Origin of the sequence: Pseudomonas sp. NPDC088429, assembly GCF_044753305.1 — a bacterium.
GTDB classification, from domain to species: Bacteria; Pseudomonadota; Gammaproteobacteria; order Pseudomonadales; family Pseudomonadaceae; genus Aquipseudomonas; species Aquipseudomonas rustica.
Genome location: NZ_JBIVMX010000008.1, coordinates 24,593 through 38,936, shown reverse-complemented (window position 1 = coordinate 38,936; position 14,344 = coordinate 24,593). Strand labels below are relative to the sequence as shown.

The following is a 14,344-nucleotide window of genomic DNA, read 5'->3' as shown; positions in this document are numbered from 1 at the left end:
CAATGAAGGGGCGCGCATCTTACGGGATCGGCCGCTTGGCCGCTTGCAGTTGCGCCTCGACCTGCGCGCAACGCGGGCACAGGCACGATTGGTTGCGCAGTGCTGGCGGCAGCGCTTCGAGCACCGCCGGGTCGATGCTCACGCCGTAGCACCAGCATTCGCGGTCGGCGGTACGCGGGTCGGCCAGGCTGCAGTCGTTGCGGGCGCCGCAGGCCGGGCAATGGTCGGGTTTAACGTCGGAATCAGGCATAAGTCGAGTGAGGCATTTCCACGCAGGTGCGGTTGCGGCCGGTTTGTTTGGCCCGGTACATCGCATGATCGGCCCGCGACAGCAGACTGTGCAAGGTGTCATCGCGTTGCAGGGTGGTGGCGCCGATGCTCACCGTCAGATTCAGGGTGTGACCGTTGTAGGCATATTCCTGTTGTTCGACGTGCTGACGAATTTTCTCGGCGATGTTCTGACCGGTGTCGCCGTCGGTGTCTTTCAGCAACACGATAAATTCCTCACCGCCCCAACGGCAGACGATGTCGGCGTGGCGCAGGCAACTTTGCAGATCGCGGGCGAAGCCAATCAACACCTGATCACCGGCCATGTGCCCGTAGGTGTCGTTCAGCGCTTTGAAGTGATCGAGGTCGATCAGCAACGCCGTCAGCGGTTTGGTCTCGCGTTGCGCTTCGTGCAGGGCTTGCGCGGCGAGCAGGTCGAAGCCGCGACGGTTGGGCAGTTCGGTAAGGCTGTCGAGGGTCGCCTGCGCCTGGATCTTGCGCTGATAGCGTTTGATCACGCGATTGAGCAACGCCAACACGCTCAGCGTCACCAGCAAGCAGATCAACAGATTGAGATAGAGCGACTGACGGATTTCGCTCAATGCACCGTCTTCGCGTTTATCGACGAACAGGTACCAGTTCAGCTCGGGAATGAAGCGCACGTTGAGAAAATGCCCCTGGCCTTCAGCGGAATACTCGTAGCTGCCGCTGTGCGGTTTCGGCAACTGACTGACCAGACTTTTCATGCTCTCGATTTCGCCAAGACCCTGGCCGATGTGTGCGCCTTCCGGGCCACCTTCGGCGCCGGTCAGCACCAGTCGGCCAAAGGTGTCGACGAAGTACACGCTGCGTTGATAGCGCTGCTGGTATTTGTCGATCAGCTTGATCACTGCGTCGACGGTCAGACCGACGCCGGCCGCGCCGATGAATCGGTCGTGGTAGTCGTAGACTTTGTAGTTGATGAAGAAGGTCAGGTTGTCCTTGTTGGCCAGATCCGGGTCGACGTTGATCTCGTAGGGATCCTTCATGTCGCGCACGCGGAAGTACCAGGCGTCGCGCGGTTCTTCGACTTTGATCTGCTTGAGCACGCCTTTGGCGTGGTAGTAGGTGAGGGTGCTGTTGGAGACGAAAAACGCGGTGTAGGCGCCGTAATGGGTCATGACCTCGTTGAGGTAGCGGGTCATTTGCTCGGGGTTTTGTTCGCCGTTGACCACCCAGTCGCGCATGAAGGTGTCGCGGGACATCATCGAGGAAATCAGGATCGGTCGGACGAGGTCTTTCTGGATTTCCGAATAGACCGTGTCGGAGGTCAGCGGCAGCTCGGTGTTGACGATGTTGTCGCGGATCGAGGCGCGCGAGGCGTAGTAGCTCAGCAGGGACGTGGCAAGGAAACCGGCGCCGAGCAGGGCGATCAGCGTGAGTACCAGCGAGCGTTGGGAGTACAGCGCAGATCGATGCGGCATGGCAGTTCCGTTGGCAGTGGCCCGATGGCATGCATTCTAGTGGGACTGCGGGGAAATAACTGCTTCATGTGCGGCGCGAATGGTCGTTCCTGTCTTTCCATGTTGCTACGCTGTCCCTGTAGGAGTGAGCCTGCTCGCGATAGCGGTAGATCAGTCACATCTTCGGTGAATATCATACCGCTATCGCGAGCAGGCTCACTCCTACAGATGGCGGTCAGGCCTGGGTTTTCAGGTAGGCCCGCCAGCCGCCGAGGTGGCTGATGTCTTTGGCGCCTTCAAGACCATACTGCTCACAAATAAACCCACTCTCCCAGCGCCCATCCGCCAATTGCACCTTACCCAATCCCAGCGGCGCCGGAATCCCGGTCAGAAACGAACCCAACTCGCTGCTCGGCAACTCCCACACCTCCACCGCAATCGCCACGCCGCCGTCTTTCACCCGCACCATTCCCGGACGCAATGGCGGGCTGCCGGCCAAGGCATGCAGTTGATAATCCGGCGAGCTCAGCGTGGTTTCCAGCAACTGCCCACCGCGCTGCGTCAGTTGCCAGTTCAACGCCAACCCTTGCAGATGCGCGCCACACACGACGATTCGCGCACGATCATTGCGCGCTACGTTCGCGGGTTTCGGCAATGCAGTGTCCTGCTGACGCTGCATCGCATCCGCCACACTCAACAGATATTGATCGGTAAACACCCGCCCAAACAACGTCACGCCCCACGGCATCCCGTTAGCCATAAATCCGCTCGGCACGGCGACGGCGGCGTAGTCGAGCAGGTTCATGAAGTTGGTGTAGTAACCCAGTTCGGAATTGCGCAGCACCGGTTCGGCGTGCAGTTCGGCGAGTGTCACCGGGCGGCCGATGGTCGGCGTCAGCACACAGTCGAGACCTTCGAGTGCTTGATCGCACAGCGCTTTCAACGCTTGCAGTCGGTACTGCGCGCGGAAAGTCTGCACGCCGCTCACCGCCGGGGCTTTGGCCAGCACGGCGCGGATCACCGGCAAAACGGCTTGCGGATTCTGTTCCATCAATTCGCCGGCAACGCTGTAACGCTCGGCGACCCACGGCCCTTCGTAAAGCAAACGCGCCGCTTCAAGAAATGGCGTCAGATCCAGTTCAACCGCTTCGCCACCCAAGGCTTTGAGTTGATCAATGGCATCGCCGAACAACAGCGGCCCTTCGACACAGCCGAAAAACTGCAGATCCTGCGCACGCGGCACACCGAAACGAAACGGCCGCGGCGCACCAAACGCCGAGGCGTCATTCCACGACGGATTGCGGCGACTGTACTCATCGCGCGGATCGAGTTTCGCCGTTAACGCCAACAACTGGCTGGCCTCACGCGCCGTTGCGGTAAACGTGGTCACGCAATCCAGCGTACGGCACGCCGGCACCACACCGGCGGTGGAGATCAGCCCCTTGCTGGCCTTCAATCCGAGCAGATTATTCAACGCCGCCGGCACCCGACCGGAGCCTGCGGTGTCGGTGCCCAAAGCAAAACTCGCCACGCCCAAGGCCACCGCCAGCGACGAACCGGCGCTGGAACCGCCCGATGGATATTCCGGCAATACGCTGTTCGGGCAGGCGCCATAAGGCGAGCGGCTGCCATTGAGCCCCGTGGCAAATTGATCGAGGTTGGTCTTGCCCAGCGGAATCGCGCCCAACGCGATCAGTTGCTCGACGATGGTCGCCGAGCGCTCCGGCACATAAGCAAAATCCGGGCACGCGGCGGTGGTCGGAATGCCGGCCAGATCGATGTTGTCCTTGATCGCAAACGGCACGCCGTACAGCGGCAGACTGTCGGGATCACGACCATCGAGGGCCGCCAGATACGGCTCCAGTTCGGCGACGCTGAGCAGGTGGATGAACAGGTGATAATCCGGGTTCAGCGCGGCTGCTTTGTCGCGCAGTGTCGGCAGCAGTTGACGCGGTGTGGTGTCACCATTGCGGTACGCCTGGCGCAGAACATCGAGTTGCAGATTCATGAGTTGATCCTTATTCAATTGGCTTCAGTCGAGTTCCAGCACCACGACCCGTTGTCCCGCACGCACCGCCGAACCGGGTTGCACACGGATCTCGCGCACCACGCCGGCCATCGGCGCGAGCAGCGGGATTTCCATCTTCATCGACTCGAGAATCACCAGCACATCGCCGGCCGCAACACGGCTGCCAGCCTCGACCTGCACCTGCCAGAGATTGCCGGCGATGTGGCTGTCGACGCTGTGTTCACCCTCCGCCAGCAGCGCGTCCTCGCTGGATTCGACCACCGCTTCTTCACTGTCGAAATGCGCCTGACCACTGGCGATCCAGCGTTCGCGTTCGGCATTGAAGGCACCCTGTTGCTGAGCGCGAAAGGCGCTGATGCCCTCGGCTTCACGACTGAGAAACGCTTGGTAATCGGCGAGGTTGAGCTGGCTGTGTTCGATGTTCAGATCGAAGCGCCCCAGCGGAAAATCGCGGCGGATGCGCAGCAGTTCTTCAGCGCTGACCGGGTAGAAACGGATCTGATCGAAGAAGCGCAGCAGCCACGGTTTACCGTCAAACGCCGCCACTTCGCGGTAGCGATTCCACATCTGCAAGGTACGCCCGACAAACTGATAACCACCCGGGCCTTCCATGCCGTACACGCACATATAAGCGCCGCCGATGCCCACCGAATTCTCGGCCGTCCAGGTGCGCGCCGGGTTGTATTTGGTGGTCACCAAACGGTGGCGCGGATCGAGCGGCGTGGCCACCGGCGCACCGAGGTAGACATCGCCGAGGCCCATCACCAGGTAGCTCGCATCGAATACGGTGCGCTGCACTTCGTCGAGGTTCGGCAGGTCGTTGATGCGGCGGATGAACTCCAGATTGCTCGGGCACCACGGCGCATCCTTGCGCACGGTGGTCATGTATTTCTCAATCGCCAATTGGCAGGCCGGATCATCCCAGGACAACGGCAAATGGACGATGCGCGACGGCACTTGCAGGTCGTTGGCGGCGCACACCGCGTCCCATTCGCCGGCGATGATGCCGAGCAGATCGGCGAGCGGCAGTTGCTCCGGCTGGTAATGGATTTGCAGCGAGCGAATGCCGGGGGTGAGGTCGATCACGCCGTGCAGGGCTTTGTGTTCCAAGGCTTGCATGAGGGCGTGGGCGCGGAAGCGCAGGACGAGATTGAGCTCCGGCTCGCCGATTTCCAGCAATAGATGCGTATCCCCAGAGACACGCGCAACAAGCCGCACATCCCCCTGACCCAACGCCAACACCACAGGCGACACCAAACCCTGTGGGAGCGAGCCTGCTCGCGAATGCGGTGGATCAATCAATACTGACGTGTCTGAAATATCGCGTTCGCGAGCAGGCTCGCTCCCACAGTGGGAATCCCATTTCAGGGCGAGGTTGCGGGCGGTTTTGAGGCCGATCGGAATGAACTGGACTTTATCGCCAGCCTTGAGCTGCCCGAGTTGCCACAAATCCGCCTCGATCACCGTCACCGGGCAGACAAATCCGCCAAGGCTCGGGCCATCCGGGCCGAGGATCACCGGCATGTCCCCGGTGAAATCCACCGCGCCGATGGCGTACGGATTGTCGTGAATATTCGACGGATGCAACCCGGCTTCACCTCCGTCCGCGCGTACCCATTCCGGCTTCGGCCCAATCAGCCGAACACCGGTGCGGCTCGAGTTGAAATGCACTTCCCACTGGGTTTCAAAGAACGTGCCGATGTAGTGCTCAGTGAAATACTCCGGCGCCGCGTGCGGGCCGTAAATCACCCGAATCTGCCGCACGGCGGGCAGCGCGGTGACGTGTTCTTCAGCCAGTTGTTGACCGCTGCTGCGATCATTCAGAGCAGGCACATGCAACACATCACCCGCGCGCAACGCGCGACCACCGTGGCCACCAAACTGACCCAACGTGAAAGTGCTTTTGCTACCCAGATAATCCGGCACCTGCAAGCCACCACGCAGGCACAGATAGCTGCGCGCCCCGGCACCGCTGATGCTACCCAGATGCAACGTCGCACCCGCCGGGATCAGCAGGGCGGTATTCATCGGCACGCTGTCACCCTCAAGCGTCAGCGCGATCGGCGCACCGGTCACCGCGATCACCGCTGCACAATTGAAGCGCAGCAACGGCCCGCTCATGGTGATTTCCAGCGCCGCCGCGCCTTCAGCATTGCCGAGCAAGCGATTGCCCAGACGCAGCGCGCGGCTGTCCATCGGCCCCGACGGCGGCACACCGACCGCCCAGTAACCGAGGCGACCGGGATAATCCTGCACGCTGGTTTGCGTGCCTGCGCTGAGCACTTCAAAAGTGTTGGCGCGATAGTCCAGACCTTCCAGACAACGCGTCCACGGCTCACCGCTGGCGAACGGCGTGTCGAGGAGAATCTGCCGCAGGTAATCACGGTTGGTTTCCACGCCGTACAACAGACTGTCGCCCAGCGCTTGATGCAATTCGGCCCGTGCCTGCTCGCGGGTGGGCGCCCAGGTAATGACCTTGGCGATCATCGGATCGAAATACGGCGGGATCTCGCAACCCGCCTCAACCCACGTGTCGATGCGCAGTTGAATGCCGTTGGACGGCGGAAACTGCACAGCCGTCAGCAGGCCCGGGCTCGGCTGAAAATCACGTCCTGGATCCTCCGCATACAGCCGCGCCTGAATCGCATGGCCTTCGGGTTTCAACTGACGAGACAACTCGTTCAGTGGCGGCAGATCACCGGCGGCCAGCTCCACCATCCAGCGCACCAGATCCACGCCCCAGACCTGTTCGGTGACACCGTGCTCGACCTGCAAGCGCGTGTTCACTTCGAGGAAATAGAAGCGCTGCGCCTCGCTGTCGAAAACGAATTCCACGGTGCCGGCGCTGCGGTAGTTAACGGCTTTCGCCAGTTTGATCGCCGCCGCGCACAGCTCTTCGGCCATGCCGTCGGGCAGGTTTGGTGCCGGGGTTTCTTCGAGGACTTTCTGATTGCGCCGTTGCACCGAGCAGTCGCGCACGCCGAGGGCGATGACTTCACCGCGACCGTCGCCGAACACCTGCACTTCCAAATGGCGGGCGCGCTGGATGTACTTCTCGATGAACACGCCGGCGTCGCTGAAGTTGTTCTGACCGAGGCGTTTGACTGCCTCGAACGATTCGCTCAATTCGCTGGCGCTGCGGCACACGCGCATGCCGATGCCGCCACCGCCAGCGGTGCTTTTCAGCATCACCGGGTAGCCGACTTGTTCGCCAGCGATCAGCGCAGCGTCGAGGCTGTCGAGCAGTTCGGTGCCTTCGAGCATCGGCACGCCGTGTTGTTTGGCCAGGGCGCGAGCGGTGTGCTTGAGGCCGAATACGCGCAGCTGCTCTGGCGTCGGGCCAATGAAGGCGATGTTCTGCGCCTCGCATGCTTCGGCGAACGCGGCGTTCTCGGACAGAAACCCGTAGCCGGGATGGATCGCCGTGGCACCGCTGTGCTTGGCGATGGCGAGGATCTTGTTGACGGCCAGATAGGTGCCGGCAGCGGCGCCTTCACCGAGACTGTGCGCTTCATCGGCTTGCAGGATGTGCAGGCTGGCGGCGTCGGCTTCGGAATACACGGCCACGCCTTTGACCTGCAATGAGGCGAGGGTGCGCAGGATGCGGCAGGCGATGGCGCCACGGTTGGCGATGAGGATTTTTTCGAACATGGCATAACCCCTGAAGGGGAAGCGGGCCGTCCCGCCGTTTTTTGACAGACATCCGGGCCGTCCCGGATGACTTAAATCCACGCTGCACCTGTAGGAGCTGCCGCAGGCTGCGATCTTTTGATCTTGAGTTTTCAAAAAGCAAAATCAAGAGATCGCAGCCTGCGGCAGCTCCTACAGGGGAGCGGTTATTTGATGCACTGCCCGGAGCGCGCCTGGCACAGGGCGAAAAGCAAGCGGCGTAAACGACGGATAGTCAGTTCCATACCAGCAGCTCCGCAGGTGTCGGGTTGTAGGCATTGCACGGATTATTCAACTGCGGACAATTGGAAATCAGCACGATCACGTCCATCTCCGCGCGCAAATCGACGTACTTGCCCGGCGCCGAAATGCCGTCCTCGAACGTCAGTCCGCCGTCCGCCGTGACCGGCACATTCATGAAGAAATTGATGTTCGGCCCGATGTCGCTTTTGCCCAAGCGTCCGTCATGCACACACGCGCGCAGGTAGTTGTCGCGGCAGCTGTGCATGTAGCGTTTTTCCAGGGCGTAACGCACGGTGTTGCTCTCTTGCGCGCACGCACCGCCGAGGGTGTCGTGGCGTCCGCAGGTGTCGGCGACGATGGTCAGCATCGCGTGGCCGAGGTTGGAATAGAGCACGCTGCCGGTGCTCAGGTAGACGCTGTTCTGTCGGCGCAAAGTGCGTTGCACGTCATAGCGTTCCTTGGTATTGGCGACGCTGTAGAACAACGTATCGACCGCTTGATTACCTTCCAGATCAAGGATGCGCAGGGTCTGCCCGGCCTTGACCTCCATCAGCCACGGCTCACCGGCCGGGATCGTGGCGCGGTACACCGCTGCATCGGGTTGTTTTTGCGAAGTGGCGATAGCAACTGACATGGCAGCGATCCTCAGGCGAACAAACGGTCGGTGTTGATAAAGCCGCGCTCATTTTCCGGGCGCGAGTTGCGGCAATGCTCGGCGACGCTGGCGTCGGCGTTCATCCAGCTCAGCTTCAGCGGTTTCGGTGCATATTCCGGCGCCGGATCCATCGGGTGTTGCAGTGCGGTGAGCACCACCAGCGTGTCCATCGGCGCGTACAGTTCGATGTAGTCGCCGGCCTTGGAATTGCCTTCGACGAAGTGGAAACGCCCGGCCTCATCGACGTTGACGCGGCTGAACAAATTGAGGGTCATCAACAGGTCGGACAGGCCCAAACCCCACTTGCCGAGTTCCACCAACAGGTTGTCGGTGCCGTTGCGGAAGAAGCCGTTGCGCAGTTCCTGATAGCGGCCCTGACCGTACTTTTGCGCGACCTCTTCGGCGCAGAGCACACCGCCGAGGCTGTCGCTCCAGCCGCACGTGTCGGCGGTGATTGCGGCCAGCACGCGGCCCATGTCCGAGTACAGGCAGTGACCGCTGGTGAGCTTGGCGGTGTGTTGGCATTTGAGGCTGTCGGGCAGGTTCAGCCTCTCGGTTTTTTCGTTGGCGTTGAGCAGGGTCAGGCTGACGTTGGCGCCGCCGCGCAGATCGGTCAGGCGCAGCAATTGGCCGCGCTTCAACACGAAGGAACGGTGGCCGCCACCGGGGAGCATTTCTTCGGCGAACGGTGGAAACAGTTGGGTCGAATCAGTCATCGGCTTATTCATCAGAGCAGTCCTCTCAAGCGGTGCGAAGGGCGCCTGCCAGTGGCAACGGCAGGGCGTCGACGGCGGCGCGTTGGGCGCGGCGGTCGCTGTTCAAAGGGATGTCGTAGGTGATGCGTGCGCCATAGGCGCCGGGGGCGTGCGGGTCTATGCGCACTTTGTCGAACACCAGCAAACGCGTGCCGAGGCTGAAGCCTTCGGACAGATCATGGGTGACCATGAACACGGTCAGTCTGGTCTCGCGCCATAGCTCCAGCAGCAAGGCGTGCATGTCTTTACGGATGCCCGGATCGAGTGCGCCGAACGGCTCGTCGAGCAGCAGCACGCGCGGCTTCATGATCAGCGCCTGAGCAATCGCCAGCCGCTGCTGCATACCGCCGGACAACTGCGCCGGATACTTGTCCAGCGCATGACCGAGGCCGACTTTGTGCAGCAATGCCGCAGCCTGTTCGCGCGCGTCACGTTTGCCGCTGCCGAACAACCGCCCCAGCAGCGGCGCACGCGGCAGTTCAAGGCCGAGGGCGACGTTGTCGAGCACGTTCAAATGCGGGAACACCGAGTAGCGCTGAAACACCACGCCACGGCTGGCATCCGGCTCACTGGCCAGCGCTTGACCGTCGAGCAGAATCTCGCCGCGACTCGCCGTTTCCTGACCGAGCAGCAGACGCAGGAAGGTCGATTTGCCGCAACCGGAGGCGCCGACCAAGGTGCAAAATTCGCCTTCGTTGACGTTCAGGTTCAAGCCTTCGAGCACCACTTGATCGGCGTATTGCTGCCAGACGTTTTTCACGGTGATGAAGCTCATTTGGCCGCCCCCTCATACCAAGGGAACGCCCGCCGCGTCAGGTATTTCAGGCCCCAATCCATCAGCCAGGCGAGGAGGGTGATCCACACCACGTACGGCAGAATCACGTCCATCGCCAGATAACGCCGCACCAGAAAAATCCGGTAGCCGAGGCCGTCAGTGGAGGCGATTGCTTCGGCGGCAATCAGGAACAACCACGCCGAGCCGAGCATCAGCCGCAACGAGATCAGCAAACGCGGCAACAGTTGCGGCAGCACCACGCGCAGCATCAGCGTCCAGGTCGAAGCACCGAGGGTCTGCGCCTTGATCAGCAGTTCGACCGGGATTTCGCGGGCACGCTGCTCCAGATCACGAGCAAGCGCCGGGGTGATGCCGATGACGATCAGCATGACTTTCGACAACTCGCCCAAACCGAAAACGATGAACAGAATCGGCAGAATCGCCAACGGCGGCACCATCGACAACACCGTCAGCAGTGGCGACAACGGCGCGCCGAAGAGCGGCAGTGTGCCGGCAGCGATGCCCAGGCACAGTCCGGCGAGTGCAGCGATGCCGAGCCCAATGGCCAAGCGCCGCAGACTCGACGCGGTGTCCTGCCACAACAGGTAGTCACCGGTGCGGCTGTCGGCATTGAAGGCCAGACGTTTGACCGCATCGGTCATCTGCACGGCACTGGGCAGCAGTTTGTCGTTAGGGTTGTCCGCCAGGCGCTCGGCCGAGCCCATGAAATAGGCGAACAGCAGCAGAGCGAACGGCAGGATCACCAACAACAGGCGACTGGGGCGATCCGGGTGGCGATTGATCAGGCGCATGGCCAAATCCTCCGTGGCTTACAGCTTGGCGTCGGCGGCCATCTGCACGTAAGTCGGATCGAAACGCAGCTTGAGGTTGCCGGTGTCGCCGCTGGTCACGCCGTTGGCGAAGGCCATGCCGACCGCGCTGGTGTCTTTTGCGCCTTCACCGAGCAAGCCGTGCTGGAAGGAAAATTCGGCGACTTTGCGCATGGTTTCCGGCAGTTGTTGGCTGGTGGCGAAGTTCAGCGCTTCGCTTGGCGTGGCGAACAGTTTGGTGGTGTCGAGTTGTGCCTGGAATCCAGCGAGGTCGGTGCCCGAAGCTTTGGCCATGTGCTCCAGCGCAGCCTTGCTTGCGGCGTTCTTCGCGTTCATCAGCTCGACCACTTCGAACCACGCGCCGGTCAGCGCTTTGCCCAGCGCCGGGTTGTCTTTGAGGGTGGCGCTGTTGACCACCATCATGTCCATGATCTCGCCGGGAATCTGGCTGGAGTTGAACACTTCGGTCACGCCCGGTTTGGCCTTGATGTCCGAGAGCATCGGGTTCCAGGTCGTCACTGCGTTGACCTGTTCGGTGTTGAAAGCGGCGGAGATGTCGGCGTCGGAGGTGTTGACCACTTTCAGGTCTTTTTCGGTGAGGTCAACCGAGTCCAGAGCGCGGGCCAGCAGGTAGTGCGAGACCGACAGTTCAACCAGATTGACGTCCATGCCCTTGAGGTCGGTGACCTTTTTGCCGTCGCCCTTGAGGACGATGCCGTCGTTGCCGTTGGAGAAATCGCTGACAATCAGCGCCGTGCTGTCGACGCCGCCGGCAGCCGGAATGGTCAGCGCATCCATGTTGGTCATGGTGCAACCGTCGAACTGGCCAGCGGTGTATTGATTGATCGATTCGACGTAATCGTTGAGCTGTACGACGTCGATCTTGATCCCGTATTTCTTCGCCCATTTATCGACGATGCCCTGGCTGCCGGCGTATTCCCATGGCATCCAGCCGGCGTAAATCGTCCAGCAGACGCTGAAGTGATCTTTCTGAGCGGCGGGGGCTTGGCTGCTGATGAGCGCGGCGAACGCGGCGGCGAGCAGGGCGGGCAAACGTAGTCGGGTCATGGCGGATTCTCCAGTTGATCAAGGGCGGACAGGAAGGCAACGCGGCACCGCGAACGGTGGCTTGTCTCCCGGGCTTTTGTCCCGCCGTGTAACCTCAACTGGAGGTCGCCAACTCTCGGACCAGTCACTCGCGATTGCGAGCCGGAACCCTAGTCAGCCATTGCAAATTGTGGTGCCGCGAACCTGTGATATGACTCCTGCACGGGTTTGCTAAAGCGAGAGGCGTGCCAAGTCACGGAGAGCGCTCTGGAACGGGGCTGAGGGTCGGATCGGATTTGGCGCGACGACGGGGCGGCGCTTTGTGTTGGTGCGCCGATGCACCGCGATGCAGCGTGAATGCCGCTGATCCGATGTCATCTTGCGGCTGGCACTTGGTTTGCGAATGCCAGTCAAAACAGGTGTCAGCCGGCCTGCGCCGACTGCGCTCGCAGGTCTTTCAGGAGGCCGCCATGCTCACTCACAAAACGTTGCGTCGGGTGCTGCTGTGCGCAGTGCTCGGTCTGGGGCTGTCCGGTTGTTATGACTACGGGCCACCCGCCGATGTGTATTACGCACCTTCCTACTATCCCGGTTACTACTCGCCCTATTACTACGGTGGTTATTACGGCCCGCGCTACTTTTACGGCGGCCCGCGTTATTACTACGGCGGGTATGGCTACGGTTATCGTGGCGGTTACGGACGCGGTTATCACGGCGGCGGATATCACGGTGGCCACCATTAATCAGCGGCTGAATGACCGCGTCTGGCGGATGAACAAGCTTTCATAAATCACTTGTTTCAACTTGTTGCAGGGTCGCACCAGATTCGGAAAACGCTGTCTGATTTTTCGACAGTCACCGATTAAATGACTGTCGCCTGCCAGCGTCGCTGGTATGGCCAACCCGCGGTCCAGGAGGCCGCCATGTATAGACGAATTCTTCTGCTTGCTGCGTTGATGTTTTCGGTTACCGGTTGCGCCCCTTACTCCTACGCGGACTCGTATTACAGCTCCGAGGTTTACACGTCACCGGCACCGGCCTACTACAACACAGGCGGCACTTATTACAACGGCGGCAGCCGCTATTACGCCCAGCCGCGTTACTATCAACCGGCACCGCGCTACTACCAGCAACCGCGTTATTACCAATCGGCGCCGCGCCACTATCAACCGGCCCCACGCTACTACGAAAGCCGTCGCTGGCACGGCAATGACCGCGGCAACTGGGACGGCCACCGTCGCGGCGGTTGGGACAATGATCGCCGTGGTCGTGGCAACTACGACCGACACAGCGGCCGCGGCGACCACAACGGACGTGGCAACCGCTGGTAATCACCCGCAAACAGAAAGCGGCGCATGAAGCGCCGCTTTTTTTGTGCGCGAATTTTAATACTGCGTCAAATCCGCCAACGGGTGCCGACCTTCCCAAACCTTGTGAAAGTGCGCCTCAACCACCGCTTCCGGCACATTGTTGATGTCCGGCCAGTGCCAGTGCGGTTTCTGATCCTTATCGATCAAGCGCGCGCGCACGCCTTCGCTGAACTCCGGATGCCGGCAGCAATTGAGGCTCAGGGTGTATTCCATCTGGAAAACCTCGGCCAGCGACAGGTGCCGCGCACGAATAATCTGTTCCCAGACCAGATGCGCGGTCAGCGGCGAGCCTTCGCTCATGGTCTTCGCGGCCCGGGCGATCAACGGATCGCTGCTGTCGCGTTGCAGGCTGATGGCTTTCCAGGCGCAGGCCACATCGCTGACGTCGAGCAATTCGTCGATCTGCTGACGACGCGGCAGCCACTGCGCTTCGGGCATTTGCGCCACGGCTTCCTGCTGCAAAGCCTTGAGCAGACTGTTGAGCTGCCGATCGATCTGTTCCTGCCAGTTGAGCTGGAGCAGGCCTTCGATCAGTTCCGGTTGCTGTTCGTCGAGCAGGAAGCGGTCGGCCAGATCCAGATCGATCGCATCGCGCCCATTCATGTGCGCACCGGTCAGGCCGAGGAACAAACCGAGCTTGCCCGGCAGCCGCGCGAGAAACCAACTGGCGCCGACATCCGGATACAGACCAATGGTGATTTCCGGCATCGCCAAGCGGCTGCTCGGCGTGACGATCCGCGTGCTCGCGCCTTGCAACAGGCCCATACCGCCGCCCAGCACATAACCGTGGCCCCAGCAGATCAGCGGTTTCGGATAAGTATGCAGGTTGTAATCCAATCGATATTCCGCGCTGAAAAACTGCGCGGCCAGCGGCGGCACTTCTCCGGGGTGGGCACGGCAGGCTTCAACCAGACTGCGCACTTCACCGCCGGCGCAGAAGGCTTTGGCGCCGTTGCCGCGCAGCAATACGCAGACGATTTGTGGATCCTTGGCCCAGGTGTCGAGTTTGTCGCTCAGGGCGTTAATCATCGGCAGGGACAGCGCGTTCAGCGACTTTTCAGCATCCAGGCTGGCGATACCGATGCGGGCGCCGTCGGTGCCGGTGAGTTCTTCGAAGTGCAGATTCATCGTGACCTCGATCGGGAATTTGAACGATCAGTATGATCGTTGTGGGGGAAAGTGCCGGATCTGCATCAGATCAATTGACAAGCGTGGTCGGCTTTCGTTGGGTTCGGCCCATGGTGGTTGGCGGGTCTGAGCAT

At 61.2% G+C, this 14,344-nt stretch carries 12 protein-coding genes and 1 riboswitch; of the genes, 2 read left to right on the top strand and 10 right to left on the bottom strand.

Annotated features, from left to right (window positions below; all coding sequences use genetic code 11):
• Positions 1 to 19 precede the first annotated feature (19 nt).
• The 9 genes from ACIP66_RS07265 to ACIP66_RS07225 form a co-directional block, all read right to left on the bottom strand.
• On the bottom strand, positions 20 to 250 hold the full coding sequence (locus tag ACIP66_RS07265) for a cysteine-rich CWC family protein (protein ID WP_053118015.1): 231 nt from the start codon (positions 248 to 250) through the stop codon (positions 20 to 22).
• The gene (locus ACIP66_RS07260) at positions 243 to 1,730 is read right to left on the bottom strand and encodes a diguanylate cyclase (protein WP_400646657.1); all 1,488 of its coding nucleotides are present in this window, start codon (positions 1,728 to 1,730) and stop codon (positions 243 to 245) included. The genes ACIP66_RS07265 and ACIP66_RS07260 overlap by 8 nt, the downstream gene beginning before the upstream one ends.
• A gap of 214 nt (positions 1,731 to 1,944) precedes the next feature.
• On the bottom strand, positions 1,945 to 3,717 hold the full coding sequence (atzF, locus tag ACIP66_RS07255; RefSeq protein ID WP_400646654.1) for an allophanate hydrolase: 1,773 nt from the start codon (positions 3,715 to 3,717) through the stop codon (positions 1,945 to 1,947).
• A 24-nt stretch (positions 3,718 to 3,741) separates the two neighbouring features.
• On the bottom strand, positions 3,742 to 7,389 hold the full coding sequence (gene uca, locus ACIP66_RS07250; protein ID WP_400646650.1) for an urea carboxylase: 3,648 nt from the start codon (positions 7,387 to 7,389) through the stop codon (positions 3,742 to 3,744).
• A 253-nt stretch (positions 7,390 to 7,642) separates the two neighbouring features.
• Positions 7,643 to 8,284, bottom strand: a complete 642-nt coding sequence (locus ACIP66_RS07245) for an urea amidolyase associated protein UAAP2 (protein WP_400646647.1) — start codon at positions 8,282 to 8,284, stop codon at positions 7,643 to 7,645.
• 11 nt (positions 8,285 to 8,295) lie between these two features.
• Complete coding sequence (locus tag ACIP66_RS07240) at positions 8,296 to 9,021, bottom strand: urea amidolyase associated protein UAAP1 (RefSeq protein ID WP_400646781.1); 726 nt, start codon at positions 9,019 to 9,021, stop codon at positions 8,296 to 8,298.
• A 25-nt stretch (positions 9,022 to 9,046) separates the two neighbouring features.
• Positions 9,047 to 9,835: an ABC transporter ATP-binding protein gene (locus ACIP66_RS07235; RefSeq protein WP_400646644.1), complete on the bottom strand. Its 789-nt coding sequence runs from the start codon at positions 9,833 to 9,835 to the stop codon at positions 9,047 to 9,049.
• A complete protein-coding gene (locus tag ACIP66_RS07230) occupies positions 9,832 to 10,647 on the bottom strand; it encodes an ABC transporter permease (RefSeq protein WP_077571513.1) in 816 nt (271 codons plus the stop codon). Before ACIP66_RS07230 ends, ACIP66_RS07235 begins: the two co-directional genes overlap by 4 nt.
• Positions 10,648 to 10,665: 18 nt before the next feature.
• On the bottom strand, positions 10,666 to 11,733 hold the full coding sequence (locus ACIP66_RS07225; RefSeq protein ID WP_400646642.1) for a putative urea ABC transporter substrate-binding protein: 1,068 nt from the start codon (positions 11,731 to 11,733) through the stop codon (positions 10,666 to 10,668).
• A 63-nt stretch (positions 11,734 to 11,796) separates the two neighbouring features.
• A riboswitch (guanidine-I (ykkC/yxkD leader) is annotated at positions 11,797 to 11,897 on the bottom strand.
• 285 nt (positions 11,898 to 12,182) lie between these two features.
• On the opposite strand from ACIP66_RS07225, the gene ACIP66_RS07220 reads away from it, so the two are divergent.
• Positions 12,183 to 12,455: a hypothetical protein gene (locus ACIP66_RS07220; RefSeq protein WP_400646640.1), complete on the top strand. Its 273-nt coding sequence runs from the start codon at positions 12,183 to 12,185 to the stop codon at positions 12,453 to 12,455.
• Between the two features lie 180 nt (positions 12,456 to 12,635).
• Positions 12,636 to 13,043 (top strand): hypothetical protein, encoded by a 408-nt coding sequence (locus ACIP66_RS07215; protein ID WP_400646637.1) that lies wholly within the window; start codon positions 12,636 to 12,638, stop codon positions 13,041 to 13,043.
• A gap of 54 nt (positions 13,044 to 13,097) precedes the next feature.
• On the opposite strand, the gene ACIP66_RS07210 is transcribed toward ACIP66_RS07215, so the two are convergent.
• A complete protein-coding gene (locus ACIP66_RS07210) occupies positions 13,098 to 14,210 on the bottom strand; it encodes an enoyl-CoA hydratase/isomerase family protein (RefSeq protein ID WP_400646634.1) in 1,113 nt (370 codons plus the stop codon).
• Positions 14,211 to 14,344: the final 134 nt, after the last annotated feature.